Annotated in this window: 20 protein-coding genes; 14 read left to right on the forward strand and 6 right to left on the reverse strand. The window is 69.7% G+C overall.

Annotated features, from left to right (window positions below):
• Positions 1-179 precede the first annotated feature (179 nt).
• Together AB0H57_RS08660 and AB0H57_RS08665 are read left to right on the forward strand one after the other, a co-directional pair.
• Positions 180-1,577: an enolase C-terminal domain-like protein gene (locus tag AB0H57_RS08660; protein WP_357504116.1), complete on the forward strand. Its 1,398-nt coding sequence runs from the start codon at positions 180-182 to the stop codon at positions 1,575-1,577.
• A gap of 13 nt (positions 1,578-1,590) precedes the next feature.
• Positions 1,591-2,361 (forward strand): FadR/GntR family transcriptional regulator, encoded by a 771-nt coding sequence (locus AB0H57_RS08665; RefSeq protein WP_357504118.1) that lies wholly within the window; start codon positions 1,591-1,593, stop codon positions 2,359-2,361.
• 293 nt (positions 2,362-2,654) lie between these two features.
• Here the strand turns inward: AB0H57_RS08665 and AB0H57_RS08670 are convergent, their stop codons facing one another.
• Both AB0H57_RS08670 and AB0H57_RS08675 read right to left on the reverse strand, forming a co-directional pair.
• Entirely contained in the window at positions 2,655-2,912 is a 258-nt protein-coding gene (locus tag AB0H57_RS08670; RefSeq protein ID WP_357504276.1) for a DUF4193 family protein, read from the reverse strand.
• An 81-nt stretch (positions 2,913-2,993) separates the two neighbouring features.
• Positions 2,994-3,341 (reverse strand): hypothetical protein, encoded by a 348-nt coding sequence (locus AB0H57_RS08675; RefSeq protein ID WP_357504120.1) that lies wholly within the window; start codon positions 3,339-3,341, stop codon positions 2,994-2,996.
• Between the two features lie 324 nt (positions 3,342-3,665).
• Between AB0H57_RS08675 and AB0H57_RS08680 the strand changes: the two genes are divergently transcribed.
• The 12 genes from AB0H57_RS08680 to hypE all read left to right on the forward strand — a co-directional run bounded on the left by AB0H57_RS08680 (position 3,666) and on the right by hypE (position 13,619).
• A complete protein-coding gene (locus AB0H57_RS08680) occupies positions 3,666-5,087 on the forward strand; it encodes a hypothetical protein (RefSeq protein ID WP_357504122.1) in 1,422 nt (473 codons plus the stop codon).
• Complete coding sequence (locus tag AB0H57_RS08685; RefSeq protein ID WP_357504124.1) at positions 5,084-5,668, forward strand: hydrogenase maturation protease; 585 nt, start codon at positions 5,084-5,086, stop codon at positions 5,666-5,668. The genes AB0H57_RS08680 and AB0H57_RS08685 overlap by 4 nt, the downstream gene beginning before the upstream one ends.
• Before the next feature lie 22 nt (positions 5,669-5,690).
• Positions 5,691-6,017 (forward strand): hydrogenase/urease maturation nickel metallochaperone HypA, encoded by a 327-nt coding sequence (locus AB0H57_RS08690; RefSeq protein ID WP_357504126.1) that lies wholly within the window; start codon positions 5,691-5,693, stop codon positions 6,015-6,017.
• Positions 6,017-6,556 carry a hemerythrin domain-containing protein gene (locus AB0H57_RS08695; protein ID WP_357504128.1) on the forward strand — a complete coding sequence of 180 codons (540 nt, stop codon included), beginning with the start codon at positions 6,017-6,019 and terminating at the stop codon, positions 6,554-6,556. Before AB0H57_RS08690 ends, AB0H57_RS08695 begins: the two co-directional genes overlap by 1 nt.
• A complete protein-coding gene (locus AB0H57_RS08700) occupies positions 6,553-7,677 on the forward strand; it encodes a hydrogenase expression protein HypE (RefSeq protein ID WP_357504130.1) in 1,125 nt (374 codons plus the stop codon). Before AB0H57_RS08695 ends, AB0H57_RS08700 begins: the two co-directional genes overlap by 4 nt.
• Positions 7,674-9,473 (forward strand): nickel-dependent hydrogenase large subunit, encoded by a 1,800-nt coding sequence (locus tag AB0H57_RS08705; protein WP_357504132.1) that lies wholly within the window; start codon positions 7,674-7,676, stop codon positions 9,471-9,473. The genes AB0H57_RS08700 and AB0H57_RS08705 overlap by 4 nt, the downstream gene beginning before the upstream one ends.
• Positions 9,466-10,077: a hypothetical protein gene (locus AB0H57_RS08710; protein ID WP_357504134.1), complete on the forward strand. Its 612-nt coding sequence runs from the start codon at positions 9,466-9,468 to the stop codon at positions 10,075-10,077. The genes AB0H57_RS08705 and AB0H57_RS08710 overlap by 8 nt, the downstream gene beginning before the upstream one ends.
• Positions 10,074-10,691, forward strand: a complete 618-nt coding sequence (locus tag AB0H57_RS08715; protein ID WP_357504135.1) for a DUF5947 family protein — start codon at positions 10,074-10,076, stop codon at positions 10,689-10,691. Before AB0H57_RS08710 ends, AB0H57_RS08715 begins: the two co-directional genes overlap by 4 nt.
• An 11-nt stretch (positions 10,692-10,702) precedes the next feature.
• The gene (locus AB0H57_RS08720; RefSeq protein ID WP_357504137.1) at positions 10,703-10,906 is read left to right on the forward strand and encodes a hypothetical protein; all 204 of its coding nucleotides are present in this window, start codon (positions 10,703-10,705) and stop codon (positions 10,904-10,906) included.
• Between the two features lie 153 nt (positions 10,907-11,059).
• Positions 11,060-11,332, forward strand: a complete 273-nt coding sequence (locus AB0H57_RS08725; RefSeq protein ID WP_357504139.1) for a HypC/HybG/HupF family hydrogenase formation chaperone — start codon at positions 11,060-11,062, stop codon at positions 11,330-11,332.
• 11 nt (positions 11,333-11,343) lie between these two features.
• The gene (gene hypD / locus AB0H57_RS08730) at positions 11,344-12,471 is read left to right on the forward strand and encodes a hydrogenase formation protein HypD (protein WP_357504141.1); all 1,128 of its coding nucleotides are present in this window, start codon (positions 11,344-11,346) and stop codon (positions 12,469-12,471) included.
• Entirely contained in the window at positions 12,468-13,619 is a 1,152-nt protein-coding gene (gene hypE / locus AB0H57_RS08735; protein WP_357504143.1) for a hydrogenase expression/formation protein HypE, read from the forward strand. The genes hypD and hypE overlap by 4 nt, the downstream gene beginning before the upstream one ends.
• 13 nt (positions 13,620-13,632) lie before the next feature.
• On the opposite strand, the gene hypF is transcribed toward hypE, so the two are convergent.
• The 4 genes from hypF to AB0H57_RS08755 are packed head-to-tail and all read right to left on the reverse strand — an operon-like array spanning position 13,633 to position 17,390.
• Positions 13,633-15,912 (reverse strand): carbamoyltransferase HypF, encoded by a 2,280-nt coding sequence (gene hypF / locus AB0H57_RS08740; protein ID WP_357504145.1) that lies wholly within the window; start codon positions 15,910-15,912, stop codon positions 13,633-13,635.
• Positions 15,913-15,922: 10 nt separating this feature from the next.
• Positions 15,923-16,588 (reverse strand): SIS domain-containing protein, encoded by a 666-nt coding sequence (locus tag AB0H57_RS08745; RefSeq protein WP_357504148.1) that lies wholly within the window; start codon positions 16,586-16,588, stop codon positions 15,923-15,925.
• Positions 16,585-16,929 (reverse strand): HypC/HybG/HupF family hydrogenase formation chaperone, encoded by a 345-nt coding sequence (locus AB0H57_RS08750; protein ID WP_357504150.1) that lies wholly within the window; start codon positions 16,927-16,929, stop codon positions 16,585-16,587. The genes AB0H57_RS08745 and AB0H57_RS08750 overlap by 4 nt, the downstream gene beginning before the upstream one ends.
• Positions 16,824-17,390, reverse strand: a complete 567-nt coding sequence (locus AB0H57_RS08755; RefSeq protein ID WP_357504152.1) for an SIS domain-containing protein — start codon at positions 17,388-17,390, stop codon at positions 16,824-16,826. The genes AB0H57_RS08750 and AB0H57_RS08755 overlap by 106 nt, the downstream gene beginning before the upstream one ends.
• Positions 17,391-18,260: the final 870 nt, after the last annotated feature.

Here is an 18,260-nt window from a genome sequence, read left to right on the forward strand (position 1 = left end):
ACCGGCCGGTCCGCCTCGTTCGTCGGTCCGGAGGGGACGGTGGACCCCGTCCAGATCCACTCCGTGAGCGCCGAGACATTAGATGTTTCGAGCCACACCTTCGTTGACGGTCCGAGAGCCATCTTCGTATACTTCCCACGGTCATCTGATCTTTTGTTCCCTGAGCAGACGAGGGCCTTATGCCGCAGATCACCGCTGTCACCGTCGAAGACGTCCGCTTCCCCACGTCACTCACCGCGGACGGCTCGGACGCGATGAACAAGGACGGCGACTACTCGGCGGCGTACGTCGTGCTGCAGACCGACGGCGTCGACGCGGCGGGTGCACCACTCGGCGGCTACGGGCTGACCTTCACGATCGGCCGGGGCAACGACATCGTCGCCGCGGCGGCGCTGCTCCAGGCCAGGCGCCTCATCGGCTGGGACGTGGACGCGATGGCGGCGGACATGGGCGCGGTGTACCGGTTTCTCACCGCCGACTCCCAGCTCCGCTGGCTCGGGCCGGAGAAGGGGGTGGTCCACCTCTCGCTGGCGGCCGTGCTGAACGCGTCGTGGGACCTCGTCGCGCGCGCCGCCGGCAAGCCGTTGTGGCAGTTGCTCACCGACATGTCGCCGGAGCAACTCGTCGAGATCGCCGATCTGCGCTACCTGTCCGACGCGCTGACCCGGGACGAGGCACTGGGGATCCTACGCGCCAGGGAGGGCACCAAGGGCGAGCGCGTCGCCGAACTCGCCCGCACCGGCTACCCCGCCTACACCACGTCCGCGGGCTGGCTCGGCTACGACGACGACAAGCTGCGCCGGCTGTGCCAGGAGGCGGTCGATGCCGGATACGGCTACGTCAAGCTCAAGGTGGGCGCCGATCTGGACGACGACATCCGTCGCTGCGCCATCGCTCGAGAGATCATCGGCCCGCAGCGCAACCTGATGATCGACGCGAATCAGGTGTGGGATGTCGACCAGGCCATCGAGTGGGTTCGGGCACTCGCCCAGTTCGAGCCGCTGTGGATCGAGGAACCCACCAGCCCCGACGACATCCTGGGACACGCGGCCGTCCGCCGCGCCGTCGCGCCCATCGGTGTCGCCACTGGCGAACACTGCCACAACCGGGTGATGTTCAAGCAGTTGTTCCAGGCCGAGGCCATCGACTTCTGTCAGTTGGACACCGGCCGGCTGGCCAGCATCAACGAGATCCTCGCAGTGCTGCTTCTGGCGGCGAAGTTCGGCGTACCGGTCTGTCCGCACGCGGGAGGCGTCGGGCTGTGCGAGATGGTCCAGCACGTGTCCGTGCTCGACTACGTGGCCGTCTCTGGGGACCTGACCAACCGGGTGACCGAGTTCGTCGATCACCTGCATGAGCACTTCACCGACCCGTGTCTCGTACGTGACACCGGGTCGGGAAGCGCCTACGTGCTCCCCAGGTCGCCGGGCTATTCCACCCAGATGCGTCCCGAGTCGGTGCAGCGGTACCGGTTCCCGGACGGCCAGTACTGGGCGACTGCCCGCGAGGAAGCGTCCGCCGCTGCCCCGCAACTGCACGTCGTGACCGACGAGCCGGCCGCAGCGGTCGCGAGTTAGGGGAGTACGGGTCATGTCACGCACCGACGAGGTGGTGGACAGCATCAAGCGCATGATCCTCGATGGCGCACTTCGCCCCGGAGATCGCCTGCCGATCGAGCGGGACCTCGCCGAGTCGCTGGGTGTCTCACGCGGTTCGCTGCGAGAAGGGGTGTCCGCGCTGTCGATCCTCGGCATCGTCAGCACCCGGCAGGGCGACGGAACGTATGTCACGAACCTCGACGCGAGCGAGCTGCTGGCTCCGATGGGTTTCGTTGTCGACTTCCACGGCCAGGGCGACGCGCGGCACATCCACAGCGTCCGGCGCCTGCTGGAGGTAGAGGCGGCACGACTGGCCGCGACCAGGATCAATCATGAGGCGCTCGCCCAGGCCGGGGAGCTGCTCGACGAGGCGGCCCTCATCGTCGGTCAGTCGCCGCAGGACCACGAACGCCTCATAGAAATCGACATCGCCTTCCACCGCATCATCGCCGTCCACAGCGACAACCCGGTGCTGGTCGGGCTGATCGAGGCGTTCGCCGGACGCACCGTCCGGGGCCGGCTGTGGCGGAGCCTGCACGAGGCGGGCGCCGATCGGCGTACCCACGACGAGCACGTGGCCATCTGGCGAGCACTGGCGGCACGGGACCCCGAACGGGCTCGCACCCGGATGGCCAACCATCTGATGGGCGTGGAGGAGTCGCTGGACCGGCTACCGGAGTGCGGGCCGGTGCGCCGCCCGAGCCCAGCGCCGGCGGACGGCCCGGCGGTGGGCTCGAACGAGCTGGTTTCTCACCGTCCGTAACCGCCGCGGGGTCTGTCAAGATCCCTGTCGTTCGTCTTTTCGCAGGTGGTGCTATACGGTCAGCACGTGAGAATCGATCGTCATTGGTGGAACGGCGACCGGAGTCCGCGGGGACGCCGCGACGTCTACATCCGCACCGACGGCCAGCTATGGGAAGTAGAAGCGCAGACCGGCGGCATCGCGGGCCGGTCGAAACTACACCGCTGTCCGAGTCGGGCGTCGGCACGGATCCTCGCCGACGCGTGGCTGGGCGGCCGCCCAGGGTGGCGGGAAATGGTGCCTGACGGTGGACGTCAGGAGCAGTCCGGGCAGACCTCCCGGCCGTCGGGCTGCCCGGCGAGCTGACTGCGGTGGTGTGCCAGGAAACAGCGCGCACAGCGAAACTCGTCCGGCTGCATCGGCACGACGGCCACGGTCACTTCCTCGCCGGACAGCTCCGCGCCGGGTAACTCGAGGTTCCCGGCAGCCTGGGCCTCCTGGAGGTCGACTCTCGCCGCTCCGGTGCCCGCTGAGGACCTGGACGCCGGGACCGCCGACTGCGACAGCAGCATCGGGCGCTTCGCGCCGGTGGCATGTATCTCGGACGCCGGCGTGATCGACTCGCGGACCGTCCTGACCATTGCGCGGCCAGGTTACATCCAGATGTACTCCTCGGCGATGGCGCCGTCGCGCCATTTCGCCACCGTCACCATCCGGCTGCCGTCTTCCAACTCGCCCACCACACAGGTCCACTCTCCCGAGCCGAAACCGATGGGGTGCGACTTGATCTGGACCGGCCTGCCGCCGGTGCTCTCGGCCCACGCCTGCATGGCCTCGATGTGCTCCTGGATGCCGTGAGTCTGCGGTTGCCCTTTCAGGTCCACGAGCACGTCATCCGTGTGGTGGTGGGCGAACACGCCCTTCCAGTCCGCCGGGTTCCACCCCTTGAAGTCGAGTTCGTCCATGCCCTTCAGGTTGCGAGTGACCTGGTCGTCGGTCATGGTGCTATCCCTTCCACAGCCCCGTCGGCAGCCTTCTCTGAGCGAGCCTACGGAGACTCACGGGATCCATCTGGCGAATGCCGCGAGCGGGCGGGGTGCGGTTCAGCAGGCGGCGTTGACCGGTGCCCGGGCGGTGGCCTTCGCGGCGGCCGGCCGGCATTCCGCCCCGCCGGCTGACCGGCCGACGGCGGCCTCGTCGGTTCACCCGACCAGGTGAATGCTGCCGTCACCAAACCCGACGATGCGCGCTTTCGGCTCGCCAGGTGGATTCGCTGGACCAGAGTGATCGCATGCCGGAGCAGGCATCTGCGTGCCGTGGAGGAGGTGAGCACCGTGCAGACCCACTGGCCCAGCACCGTGTTCGACGGCGCCGAGGCAATCGCGGACGCGATCCTGTACGAGGGCTACCTGCTCTACCCGTATCGGCGTTCATCGGCCAAGAACCGGGTCCGCTGGCAGTTCGGCGTCCTCGTGCCCCCCGCCTGGGGGGCGGCTCACGGCCTGAATGACAGCAGCGTCGCGGGCTCGGCCGAGTCGTCGTGGCAGCAGACCGAGTGCCTGATGGAAGCGCAGGACAGTGCGATCGTCCGGATCCGGTTGCGGTTCCTGCACCTGCAACGCAAGATGACCGAGTTACGCACGACCGACGGCGGGTATCGGCCGGTCGACCGGATCGACGTCGGTGGCCGCACCGAGTTCAGCTTCGACGAGGCGGTGCCGCGGGAGTTCGACGTCGAGGCGCCGGTCGCCGAGCTGCGGCATGGCCGACGCTTCCACGTCAGTATGCCCGGCGGAGAGGACGTCGAGGCGTTGGTCGACGACCGGGGCGAGCCGCTCGGGCGGGTGGTGCGCCGGCGGTGGCCGTTGTCCGCGTCGGTCGCCGTCTCCGCCGTCGCGTCTCCGGCGCCCTTCCGGTTGCTGCGGCTCGGCATGCGCGTCGAGAACACTGATCGGACGACGCCGGCGGACTGCCCTCGGGACGAGGCGTTGCGCTGCTGCCTGCTCGCGTCGCACACGCTGGCCACGGTCAGTCGGGGGCGGTTCCTGTCCCTGCTCGACCCACCGGAGTGGGCGGCGCAGGCCGCGCGGGAATGCCGCAACGTGCACACGTTCCCGGTGCTTGCCGGCGCTCCCGGCACGTCTGACCTGGTTCTCTCGTCGCCCATCATCCTGTACGACCATCCCCGGATCGCCCCGGAGAGCCCGGCCGACCTGCACGACGCGACCGAGATCGACGAGATCCTGTCGCTGCGTACCCTCACGCTCTCCGATGCCGAGAAGCGAGAGGCCCGGGCGACCGATCCCCGCGCCGCCGCCATCCTCGACCGCGTCGATGCGATGCCGCCCGAGGTGCTCGAACGGTTGCACGGCGCGATTCGGTCCCTGGAGCCCATCCCCCGGTCGGTCGACTCGGTCACCGAGCCGGAGCGGCCCTGGCGGGAGTCCGGCACGGAGGCGGGGGACGCGGCGGAGACGGAGCGGGTCCTCGTCGCGGGCACCCTGTTGGCCAGGGGTAGCCGGGTCCGGTTACGACCTCGCCGGCGTGGCACCGACGCGCATGACATGTTTCTGGATGGCCGTACCGGTCGGGTGGAGCAGGTGCTGCTCGACATCGACGGGTCGCGGTTCCTGGCGGTGACCGTGGACGACGACCCGGGCGCGGAGCTGCACCAGTGGTACGGGCGCCTGCGTCATTTCCGGCCGGAAGAGGTGGAGCCGCTGGCCGGAGAGGTGGCGGCGCAATGAACAGCGACGGCGGAGGTCGGATCCTGGTCGCCGGCATCGGCAACATCTTCCTCGCCGACGACGCCTTCGGCGTGGAGGTCGTCGGGCGGCTGCGGGACGCCGCCCTACCAGCGTTGGTGGATGTGTCCGATTACGGGATCCGCGGGATGCATCTGGCCTACGATCTGCTGGACGGCCACCACGACGTGCTGGTGATGGTGGACGCCCTGCCGCTGGACGAGCCGCCCGGGACGCTGGCCGTCCTCCAGGTGGATCTTGACGACCCCGGCTGGACACTGCGCCCGGCGGACGTGCTGGAGGCACCGGCCGCCGACGGGCACGGCATGGATCCGGAGTCGGTGCTGCGCCTGCTGCGTGGCCTGGGCGGCGGGGTGGACCGCATCCTCGTGGTGGGTTGCCAACCCGCCGTCCTCGACGAGCACATGGGGTTGTCAGGTCCAGTCGCCGCCGCGGTCGACGAGGCGGTCCGGATGGTGGTCGGGATCGTCCACGAGGAAGCGGCGCGACTCGACACGGCGCCGAAGCGGCGGGAGATCTCGCCGGGAACGGCAGCCAAGAAGGGGGTGACGGCCGATGCATGAGACAGGTCTGTCCGAGGCGATCGTGGCGGCGGCGGTTCGCAGGGCCGCGGGGCGCAGGGTCACCGGCCTGCGGGTGCGGATCGGCGGTCACGCGGTTGACCGTGATGTCGTCACGCAGGGCATCCAGGTGGCCGCGGCCGGCACGGTGATCGCGGACGCGGCCGTGGATCTGGTGCTGGACCCGATGACGGTGCAGTGCCACGACTGTGGTCGTAACGCGCGGGTCGACGACCACCTCGCAATGGTGGCCTGCTCCGGCTGCGGGGGCATCGACATCGAGGTCAGCGGTGACGACGACGTGGTTCTGGAATCCATCACGGTGGACAGCGTCGAAGTGGGAGCGGTCTGATGGACGCCACCGAGCTGCTGCGGCATGACCACCGCGTGGTGGAACAGCTGTTCCGCGACTATCGGGCAGCGGAGTCGGACGCGCAGCGACGCGGCGTGGTGGAGATCCTCATCCGCGAGCTGTCGAAGCACGCCGCGCTGGAGGAGGTTCTCTTCTACCCGTTCGCCGCGAAGGTGTTGGCGGACGGGCAGGTCGACAGGCACCTCGCCGGTCACGCGCCGGTCAAGGAGCTGCTCCTCGAACTGGACCGCTGCCGGGCCGGCGACCCGGCCCAGGACGAGCTGATGCAGCGGCTGGCGTCCGCCGTCGCTCGGCACGTGCAGGACGACGAGAACGACCTCATGCCGCAGTTGTGCGCCCGCGCCGACGAGCAGGCCCTGCGCGAGCTGGGCCGGGAGATCGACCAGGGCAAGCAGCGGGCCCCGACGCGACCGCATCCGCACGCGCCGGACAAGCCCCCGGCGCTGGCCCTCGCGGCGCCGTTGGCTGCCATCTACGACCGGTTGCGCGATCGGATGCAAGGGAGGCCACGCACATGAGCCAGAACATGCGCGACACCGCCGCGGTGATCCCGCAGGAGAACGGGTTCGACGAGGTCACCGTCCTGTGGATCTCCGAGGGCATGAGTTGCGACGGCGACTCCGTGTCCATGACCGCCTCCGGTCAGCCGGCGATCGAGGACATCGTGCTCGGGCTCATTCCCGGTCTGCCGAAGGTCAACCTGCACAACAAGGTGTTGTCGCCGACGGCCGGCGGCGAGGAGTTCCTGGCGCCGTACCGCCGGGCGGCCCGCGGGGAGATGACCGAGCCGTTCATTCTCGTGATCGAGGGCTCGATCCCGAACGAGAACATCAACGGCGAGGGGTACTGGACGTCGTTCGGCAACGACGAGAAGTCGGGTGAGCCGCTGACCGTGAACTGGTGGATCGACCAGTTGGCGCCCAAGGCGTGGGCGGTCGTGGCGGCGGGCACCTGCGCGACGTACGGCGGGATCCACGCCATGGCGGGCAACCCGACGGGGTGCATGGGGCTGGCGGACTATCTCGGCTGGGACTTCCGGTCCCAGGGCGGCCTGCCGATCGTCAACGTGCCCGGCTGCCCGATCCAGCCGGAGAACTTCATGGAGACCCTGACCTGGGTGCTCTACCACGCCGCCGGCTCGGCGCCGCCCCCGCCGCTGGATCACATGCTGCGGCCGCAGTGGCTGTTCGGCAAGACCGTGCACGAGGGCTGCGACCGGGCCGCCTACTACGAGCAGGCCGACTTCGCCAAGGACTACAACTCGCCCAAGTGCCAGGTGAAGATCGGCTGCTGGGGGCCGGTGATCAACTGCAACGTCCCCAAGCGCGGCTGGATGGGCGGCGTGGGTGGCTGCCCCAACGTCGGTGGCATCTGCATCGGCTGCACGATGCCGGGGTTCCCCGACAAGTTCATGCCGTTCATGGACATGCCGCCCGGTGGCAGCCTGTCCACGTTGCTGATCAAGCCGTACGGCGCTCTGATCCGCCGCCTGCGCGGCATCACCAACGTCACCGCCAACCGGGAACCGAAGTGGCACCACAACGGTCCGGAACTCACCAGCGGCTACAACCCCCGGTGGCGCGCGTACGGTCCGGCGGATCCCCGGCGCCAGGCCGCAATCGAGAGGAACACACCGTGACTGCGACGAAACCGAAGCCTGCCGTCGGCGAGAAGCCCGGCGAACTGGTGGAGATGGCGTGGGACCCGATCACCCGGATCATCGGCAACCTTGGGGTCTACACGAAGATCGACTTCGCGAACCGGGTGGTCGCCGAATGCCACACCACATCGTCGCTATTTCGCGGCTACTCGGTGTTCATGAAGGGGAAGGACCCGCGTGACGCCGGCTTCATCACCAGCCGGATCTGCGGCATCTGCGGCGACAACCACACCACCTGCTCCGTCTACGCGCAGAACATGGCGTACGGCATCAAGACCCCGCCCCTGGCCGAGTGGATCATCAACCTCGGCGAGGCGGCCGAGTACATGTTCGACCACACCCTGTTCCAGGACAATCTCGTCTTCGTCGACTTCTGCGAGGCGATGGTCAAACAGACCAATCCGAGTGTGCTCGCCCTTGCGGAGAAGACCGCGGCACCCGGCCGGGACATCCACGGCTACCGGACGATCGCCGACACCATGCGGGCCTACAACCCGTTCGAGGGCGAGATCTACAAGGAAGCGCTGCAGGTCAGCCGGACGACCCGGGAGATGTTCTGCCTGATGGAGGGCCGGCACGTCCACCCGTCGACGGTCTATCCCGGCGGTGTCGGCACGATGCCCCAGCCGACCCTGTTCACCGACTACCTGAGCCGGCTGATCAGCATCCTTGACTTCGTCAAGAAGTCCGTCGCCCTGAACGACGACATCTTCGACTTCTGGTACGAGGCGCTGCCCGGCTACGAGGAGGTCGGCCGCCGCCGCGTCCTGCTCGGCTGCTGGGGCGCGTTCCAGAATCCCGACGTCGTCGACTACCGGTACGAGACGATGACGAACTGGGGGCGGGCGATGCACGTCACGCCCGGCATCGTCGTCGACGGCAAGCTGCTCACCACTGACCTGGTCGACATCAACCTCGGCATCCGGATCCTGCTCGGCAGCTCCTACTACAAGGACTGGGCCGGTGCGGAGGAGCCGTTCGTCAGCCACGACCCGCTGGGCAACCCGGTCGACATCCGCCACCCCTGGAACCAGACCACCCTCCCCGATCCTGGCAAGCGCGACTTCGGCGACAAGTACAGCTGGGTGATGAGCCCGCGGTGGTTCGACAAGAACAGCGGAGAGCACCTCGCGCTCGACACCGGCGGTGGCTGCTTCGCCCGGCTGTACACCACGGCGCTGGCGAAGATGGTCGACACCCCGTACGTCAAGTCGACCGGCAACAGCGTGCTGATCTCGCTGCCGAAGAGCCAGCGGCTGCCCGAGATGACGTTGGAGTGGAAGATCCCGCGCTGGTCGAACGCGCTGGAGCGGGACCGCTCACGGGCCTACTTCATCGCGTACGCGGCGGCGATGTCGCTGTACTTCCTGGAACAGGCGATGGAGCGGATGCGCGGTGGCGACATGCGGGTGTTCACCGAGTTCGAGGTGCCGGACGACGCCATCGGCTGTGGCTTCCACGAGGCCGTCCGGGGCGCTCTCTCGCACCACCTCGTGATCAGGGACCGCAAGATCGCCAACTACCACCCGTACCCGCCCACGCCGTGGAACGGCAGTCCCCGCGACAGCTACGGCACCCCCGGTCCGTACGAGGACGCGATCCAGAACACGCCCATCTTCGAAGAGAACGGCCCGGACAACTTCAAGGGCGTGGACATCATGCGGGCGGTACGCAGTTTCGATCCCTGCCTGCCGTGCGGGGTGCACATGTACGTCGGCGGCGGCCGTACCCTCAAGAAGATCCACTCGCCGATGTTCGGCGCGTCCCATGGGTGAGGCCCCGGACACCGAGCGACTCGACGATGCGGCCCTCGATCCGCGGCTGGCCCGCCTGGACGCCGTGCTCGGCCAGCTCGAGCAGACCCCCGGCCGCACGGCAGAACTGGCCCTGGAAGCGGTCGAGACGCTGACCGAGGTGTACGGCGAGGCGCTGGCCCGGATCATCGATCTCGCCGCCGACAGCCCCCGCGCGCTCGGGGGGTTCACGAACGACGACCTGCTGCGGCACCTGCTGCTGTTGCACCACATCCACCCGGACCCGCCCGAGCGACGCGTGGCCCGGGCGGTGGACGATCTGCGGCCGCAGCTGCGCACCCAGGGCGCCGAGATCATGTTGGCCGGTGTCCAGGACGGGGTGGCGAGGATCAGCCTGTCGGCGAGTTCGTGCGGCGGTGGCGGGGCCGCGCTGCGTGACCTCGTACGGGAACAGGTGTTGACGTTCGCGCCGGAGCTGTCCGCGGTCGACGTGGTGGCGCCCGCACCGGCGCCGGCGTTGATCCCGCTCGCCGCCCTGTGGCAGCGGCCGGATCGGACCGATGCGGCGGGAATGCACGAGGTGGGGCAGGTTGCGGGGGCACTCCCGTCGGGTGACATGGCATGACGGCGGGTGCCCTGCACCGGGCGATCCGGCGCGCGAGGCAACGCACGACCTCGGTCGAGCGTTGCGGCATGTGCGCCGGGCCGGTCGGGCCGGAGCACCGGCACGTGTGGGACGAACAGGACGGGGAGCTGATGTGCGCGTGCACGGCGTGTTCCCTGCTGTTCACCCGCGAGGCGGCCGGCGCCGGGCGGTACCGGCTCGTCCCCGCCCGGGGCAGACGGTTGACGGGCCTGTCCGTCGACGAGCTCGGTGTGCCGGTCGGACTGGTGTTCTTCGTCAAGCAGCAGGACGGCCAGGTTCTCGCGCACTACCCGAGTCCCCTCGGCACCACCGAGTCGGAGATCGATGCCGGCGCGTGGCGGGCCGTCGAGGCGCGTTCACCCGAGCTGGCAGAGCTGGAGCCGCGGGTCGAGGCGTTCCTGGTGTGGACCGGCAGGCGGCGCGGCAGCGACCAACTGTGGGTGGTGCCGGTCGACGACTGTTTCCGGCTCGTCGCGCTGATCCGCCAGCACTGGACGGGCATGTCGGGGGGAAGCGCGGTGTGGGGTGAGCTTCCCCGATTCTTCGACGAACTCGGCCGGCGACATGACCGGCCGGCGGGCAACGACCGATGAAGGAGGCGGGGATGGGCGAGATCCGAGTGGGCGATCCCGATGTCGAACTCGATGCGCCGGCGCACACCAAAGGCGTGGAGGAGGGCAACTCGCGGCGGAGGAAGCAGTCCGGCCATCAGGACGACGGGACGGTCGACGCGCGCCGCTCGACCGGCATCCGGCCCGAGAAGCACGACCCGATCCTACCGATCATGCCGAACCTGCCGCCGGGTTGAGCGGGCGGACCAGGCCGAAGGAGGTGAGCTGTGCGGAAGCTGTTGGTGCTGCTGGCCGGCGTGGCGGTGGCGGGGATGTTCTGGAAGGAACTTCCCGCGCTGCGCCGCTATATCAAGATCGAGAAGATGTGATCGGAGAGGACGGGTAGGGCGATGTGCCTTGGCATCCCGGGTGAGATCGTCGAGATCAAGGCGGGCCGCGACGACCTCGCCATCGTCGACGTCGTGGGCGTCCGGCGGGCGATCAACATCGGTCTGCTCGGCCCGGACCAGATCGGTATCGGCGACTGGGTGCTCGTTCATGTGGGGTTCGCCATGTCGAAGATCGATGAAGCAGAAGCGGCCGCCACATTGGAATTGTTGACCGGTCTCGGACAGGCGTACACCGACGAGTTGCAGGCGCTCGCCGAATCCGACATCACTTAGGAAAGAATGAGATGCGTTTCGTCGACGAGTACCGCGACGCGGACAAGGCCCAGGCGTTGGCCACGGAAATCGCCGCGTTGTGCGAGCCGGGGCGGCAGTACAAGTTCATGGAGGTCTGCGGCGGGCACACGCACACCATCTACAAGCACGGGATCGAGGATTACCTGCCAGAGAGCGTCTCGCTGGTGCACGGGCCGGGTTGCCCGGTCTGCGTCATCCCGATGGGCCGGGTGGACGACGCCATCGCCATCGCCCACGAGCCGGGCGTCATCATGACGGCGTTCGGCGACATGATGCGGGTCCCGGGCGGGAACGGCTCCTTCCTGGACGCCAAGGCGGCCGGGGCGGACATCCGCATGGTGTACTCGCCACTGGACGCCCTGAAGATCGCGCGGACCAATCCGGACCGCAAGGTGGTCTTCATGGCGATCGGGTTCGAGACCACCTCGCCGTCGACCGCGATGACCGTGCTGCGGGCCGCCGCCGAGGGCATCGACAACTTCTCGGTCTTCTGCAACCACGTCACCATTCTCCCGGCGATCAAGGCCATTCTCGACTCACCGGATCTGCGTCTGGACGGTTTCCTCGGGCCGGGGCACGTCTCCACCGTCATCGGTTGCCGGCCGTACGAGTTCATCGCGCGCGACTACGGCAAGCCACTGGTGTGCGCCGGGTTCGAACCGCTGGATCTGCTGCAGTCGGTCTTCATGCTGCTCAAACAGCTCGCCGAGGGACGCTGCGAGGTGGAGAACCAGTACACGCGGGTGGTGCCCTGGGACGGCAACCTGCGGGCGCTGGCGGCGATCGGCCAGGTCATGCAGCTGCGACCGTATTTCGAGTGGCGGGGCCTCGGTTTCATCTCGCACTCCGCGCTGCGGATGCGCGACGAGTACGCGGCCTACGACGCCGAGCACCTCTTCGAGGTTCCCGGAGTGCGGGTCGCGGACCCGAAGGCCTGCCAGTGCGGAGAGGTGCTCAAGGGGGTGCTCAAGCCCTGGGAATGCAAGGTGTTCGGCACCGCGTGCACCCCGGAGACGCCGATCGGCACGTGCATGGTCTCCTCCGAGGGCGCGTGCGCGGCCTACTACAACTTCGGCCGCTTCACTCGGCAGCGGCTCACGGAGGCGACGCGGGTATGACGACCGAACGTACCGCCGGACGCGCCGAGCGGGCGGTGGCCGAGGCCGAGGTGACGACTGGTCACGAGGTGGGGCGGCTGTCGCGGGAGCAGCAGGTGCTGCAGCGCATCGAACGGGCGCGACGGCGCCCGCCGAAGATCCGGGAGAGCCGGATCACGCTCGCGCACGGCGCGGGCGGCAAGGCGACGCACAGCCTGATCGAAGGGATGTTCGTCGAGGCGTTCCGCAACCCGACGCTGGAGGAACTCGACGACGGCGCGGTGCTCTCCGTCGGCGCCAACCGGCTGGCCTTCACCACCGACTCGTACGTGGTGTCGCCGCTGTTCTTCCCGGGCGGGGACATCGGCGACCTCGCCGTCAACGGCACGGTCAACGACCTGGCGGTCAGCGGAGCCCGCCCGCTGTACCTGTCGGCCGGGTTCATCCTGGAAGAGGGCTTTCCGGTCGCCGAGCTGCAGCGGATCGTCACCTCGATGGCCGCCGCGGCGGAGCGCGCCGGGGTCCAGGTGGTCACCGGCGACACGAAGGTGGTGCAGCGGGGCAAGGCCGACGGCTGCTACGTCAACACGTCGGGCATCGGCGTGCTGGAGCGGCCGGTGGCGCTGGGCTCCTCGCACGTCCGCCCCGGTGACGCGGTGGTCGTCTCCGGCCCGATCGGTGACCACGGCGTCACGATCATGCTCGCCCGCGGCGAGTTGGACATCGCGGCCGACCTCGCCTCGGACACCGCGGCGCTGCATGGTCTGGTGGATGTCCTGCTGGACGCGGCTCCCGGGGTGCGGCTGATGCGGGACGCCACCCGGGGCGGGGTGGCGACCATCCTCAACGAGGTGGCCCAGGCGGCCCAGCTCGCCGTCGTGGTCGACGAGGCCTCGGTCCCCGTACGTCCCGCCGTGACCGGCGCCTGCGAGTTGCTCGGCATCGACCCGCTCTACGTGGCCTGCGAGGGACGCCTCGTGGCCGTGGTGGACGGCGCGCAGGCGGAGGCCGCCCTGGCGGCGTTGCGCGGCCACCCGCTCGGCGACGGCGCGGCGGTCATCGGCCGCGTCGCCGCCGACCCGCCCGGCATGGTGCTGCTCAGGACGGCGTTCGGCGGCACACGGGTGGTCGACATGCTGGTCGGGGATCCACTCCCCCGCATCTGCTGACGCCGGTTCCGGCTCAGCCGGCGGGAACGCCCCGGGCTGCGGCCACCACGGCCTGGCCGAGGGAGATCCCGCCGTCGTTCGGTGGCACCCGCGAGTGCACGAGCACCCGGAAGCCGTCCTGCTCCAGCCCGCTCATCGTCCGTTCCAGCAGCAGCACGTTCTGGAAGACCCCGCCGGAGAGCGCGACCGTCGTCAGGCCACTGCTTTCCCGCACGGCGCCGGCCGCCCGTACCACGGCGTCGGCCAGGCCGTGCTGGAACCGCGCGGCGATCCGGCCGGGATCCACCTCGGCGAGCAGGTCGTCGACCACGCAGCGAACCAGCCCGCGTCCGACGTCCTGCAGTGGAACCGGACCGGCCGCCTCGACCGGGTAGCCGCCCCGCTCGTCGGGGTCGGCCCGCTGCTCCAGTGCGATCGCGGCCTGCCCCTCGTACGTGACCCGGTCGTGCAGGCCGAGGATCGCCGAGACGGCGTCGAACAGCCGACCGACGCTCGAGGTACGGGGTGAGTTCGTGCCGCTTCGGGCCAGGGTCACCACCGCCCGCCACCGCCGCCCGTGCCGGCGCGCCACCGCCAGGTCGGGCACTGCGTCGCCGTAGATCTCGTCCAGGTAGGCCGCCGCCATCCGCCACGGCTCGCGGACCGCCGCGACCCCGCCCGGCATCGGCACGGCGGCCAGATGGCCGACCCGTTCGAACCCGGCCAGGTCCGCGACGAGCAGCTCACCTCCCCACAGGGTGCCGTCGGTGCCGAATCCGAGCCCGTCGAAGGCGACGCCGATCACCGGGCCGGGGTCGCCGTTGTCGGCCAGGCAGGACGCGATGTGGGCGTGGTGGTGCTGGACGCCGACCAGTTCGACGTCGGTGCGCTGCAGCGCGTACTTCGTCGACAGGTACTCGGGATGCAAGTCATGGGCGACGACCTGCGGCCGGACGTCGAAGAGCCGGGTGAAGTGCGAGATTCCGTCGGTGAACGCCCGCAGGGTCTCGAAGTTCTCCAGGTCCCCGATGTGGTGCGACACGAACGCGCGCCGCCCCTTCGCCACGCAGAACGTGTTCTTCAACTCCGCGCCGCAGGCCAGCACCGGCCGGTCGAAGCGCCACGGCAGGGTGATCGGCGCGGGTACGTAGCCACGGGACCGCCGCACCGGCAGCTCACGGCCCCGGAAGACGCGCACCACCGAGTCGTCGGTCCGAACGTGGATCCGCCGGTCGTGCGTCAGGAGCCCGTCGGCGATCCCCGCGAGCCGCTGGCGGGCCTCGTCGTCACGGTGCACGATCGGCTCGTCGGAGACGTTCCCGCTGGTCAGCACGATCGGTAGGCCGAGCCGCCCGAGCAGCAGATGGTGCAGCGGCGTGTACGGCAGCAGCACGCCCAGGTCGCGGTTGCCCGGCGCCACCGACGCGGCGACCGGGGCGCCGGGTAGGCGCGGCAGCAGCACCACGGGTCGGCGGGGGCCGGTGAGCACCGGCACGGCCGCCGGCGGCACGTGGACCAGGGCGCGTGCCGCCGCCAGGTCGGCGGCCATCAGGGCGAAGGGTTTTTCCTCGCGGTGCTTGCGGGAGCGCAGCGTCGAGACGACCCGCTCGTCGTCGGCGCGGGCGGCCAGGTGGTAGCCGCCCAGCCCCTTGACCGCGACGATCCGGCCGTCGCGCAGCCACCGTACGGTGTTGTCCAGCGGATCGCCGGAGACCGGGGCGCCGTCCGCGCCGACGAGCCGGAGTGCGGGTCCGCACCCGGGGCAGCACACCGGCTCGGCGTGGAAGCGGCGGTCTGCCGGGTCGGCGTACTCGGCGGAGCAGTCGGCGCAGAGGGCGAAGCCGGCCATCGTGGTGGTACGACGGTCGTACGGTACGTCCTCGACGATGGTGAATCGCGGGCCGCAGTTGGTGCAGTTGGTGAACGGGTAGCCGTGGCGTCGGTCCCTCGGATCGGTCAGTTCGCCGAGGCAGTCCGGGCAGGTGGCGGTGTCCGGGGAGATCAGGGCGTCCCGGCCGGCGCCGGTGACGCTGGTGACGATGGTGAAGCCGGGCTGGCCGTTCGGCGGGACTGTCGCGGTGGTGAGCCGCTCGACCTGGGCGAGTGCCGGCGCCCGCCGGCTGAGGTCGGCGAGGAATGCGCCCAGCCGCTCCCCGTCCCCTTCGACCTCGACGAAGACGCCTGCGGTGTCGTTGCCGACGAATCCGGCCAGGTCGTACTCGGCGGCCAGCGCGTGTACGAACGGCCGGAAGCCGACTCCCTGCACGATGCCTTCGACGCGGACGTGCACCCGCTGCAGGCCGGCCCGACCCATGGCAGGCCCCTCAGAGTTCCTCGGCCAACGCCTGCTGGATGAGTTCCCAGAGCACGTGGTAGAGCGTCGTCTGCGCCTCCTGGACCCGGTGCACCGATTCCGACGGCACCACGAAGAGGTAGTCGATCTCGTCGGATTCCGCCATCCGCCCGCCCTCGTACCCGGCGATGCCGATGGTGAGCATGCCCCGCCGGGACGCCTCCCCGAACGCCCGCAGGACGTTGTTCGATCCCCCGCTCGTGGACAACCCCACCGCGATGTCCCCGGCACGGCCGAATGCCGCCACCTGCCGGGCGAAGACCACCTCGAACCCCACATCGTTGGAGAGTGCCGTGATCAGCGCGACGTCATGGGTCAGCGAGACGGCCGGTAGCGGACGGGCGGCCGCCGGCGGGTGCAGGAACAACTGCGCGATGTCCTGGGCGTCCGTGCTGCTTCCTCCGTTGCCGAAGGCGAACAGCGTGCCGCCGGCCTGGAACGCCGTGGCACATCGCTGGGCGCAGTCGAGCAACCGCTGCCCGTGCCGGGGGACCAGGGACTGGCGGAGGGCGACGATCTGCGCCGCCTTCTCCGCGGTGGACCTCGCCACCGCGGCGAGCACCGCGTCCACGTCGGCCGGCTGGGTGTCGAGGAACGGGTAGAGCGCACCGAGGGCGCCCTCGACCGGCGCGCTCATGAGTTCTTCTCCACGACGGCGATGGCCTCCTTGGCGTGTACCAGCACGATGTCGCCAGGTGCCGCCTCGACCAGGGCCACGCTGACCTCTTCCCACCCGGCGTCCGTGTCCACCACGGCCAGTCCGTCTGCCGTCACTTCCCGTACGCGGACCGCAACCGCCGCATCCGAGCACGTGATGCACACGTCGTCGTGGCATTCGGGCGGAGTTCCGGTTGGCGGCACGGGTTGCGAGGTCACCGGGCGGCCTCCGACTTCAGCAGGCCGGGCTGTTCGAAGAACACGTGCACCAACTCCCAGAGAATGTGATAGATCGTCACGTGCACCTCCTTCACGATGCACGGGTCGTCGGTGCGGGCAACGACGACATGGTCGGCGACCGCGTCGCGAGCGATGTCACCGCCGTCGGCGCCGAGGAGCCCGACCGTGAGCAGACCGAGGTCGCGGGCCGTGGTCAGCCCGTGCCGGACGTTGGCGCACCGGCCGTCGACGGACAACCCGAGCGCGATGTCCTCCGGTGCCGCCAGCAGGCGCAGCTGGGCGGCGAACACCTCGTCAAAGCCGTCCACCCGAGCGATCCCGGTGAGGCTCGCGGCGTCGCTCGTCAGCGAGATCGCCGGCAACGCCCGCTTGCCGACGATCACCGGGTGAACGAACTCCACCACGACGTGCTGCGCATCCGTCGCCGGCCCGCCGTTGCCGAAGACGATCAACTTTCCGCCGCGATGGAAACGTATGGCCATCTCGTGGCAGGCTCGCGCGATGCGCGCGGCGTCGCCGGCGAGGGACTCGCCGGGTGCCACCCGGCGGGCGAACGCCCGGTGAACTGCCGGAAACACGGACGAAGGCATGGTTCTCCGTTCAGCGCCGGGAAGCCCTGTACGGGCCACGATGCGCGCCGGACGACCCCGCGAGGGCGTCCCTCGAGCGCGGCAGACAGGCACCGATGAGTTCGCGTTCCGGGCCACGTAGGTCACGTCGGTGCACGTCAGCCCCTCTCGTCGGCGGCACGCACCGGGAAGCTAAACACACCTTTTATGCCGATAGTGGCGATTAGCGGGTTTGACTGCCGACATTGCCCACCGCCCGGCCGCTCCCCCACGTGCTCCCCGACCTCCGGCCGGCGACCGCGGCGCCGCCCGACGCCTTGGCCCTCTGCCTCGGCACGTCCTCGCACGAGTCGTGGAAGGACGAGCAGGGCTAGTGAGCGGCGATGGGGTCGGCCGGCGGCTGCCGGTCGGCGTCACCCGCGGCCTCGAACGGGGTGCGCAGCCGAGTCATCGCAGCCGAACTCACGTCGACGGCAGGTGTGTGGTCGGAAGACCCGTCTGCTCCTGGTGCTTCACGGAATGGATTCGAGTCATGCACGGTCACATCAGTCAACAGCTGCTCCAGAGTTTGCGCGTCAACGCGCGCGACTCACCCGCTCACATCTGCGAGGCGGGTGCGGAAAATGAGCGGGGTGGACCCGGCCGCTCGCCGGGGCAGCGTCGGATCCGTTTCGCTCGGCCCGCCAAACCCTAACCCAAAACCTCCATCGTGTACGGCTTGGGCCGAGTGCCGTTGGGAGGATCAGGCGCCCCCCGTTCGAGCACGGCCTGACCTGACCACCACGCGCCACTACCGATGGGTCACCCATGTTGGAGATTCGAAGGCGGCCCGCCGCCCCCGGC

This window comes from Micromonospora sp. NPDC050686, from assembly GCF_040654475.1.
Taxonomy (GTDB): Bacteria; Actinomycetota; Actinomycetes; order Mycobacteriales; family Micromonosporaceae; genus Micromonospora.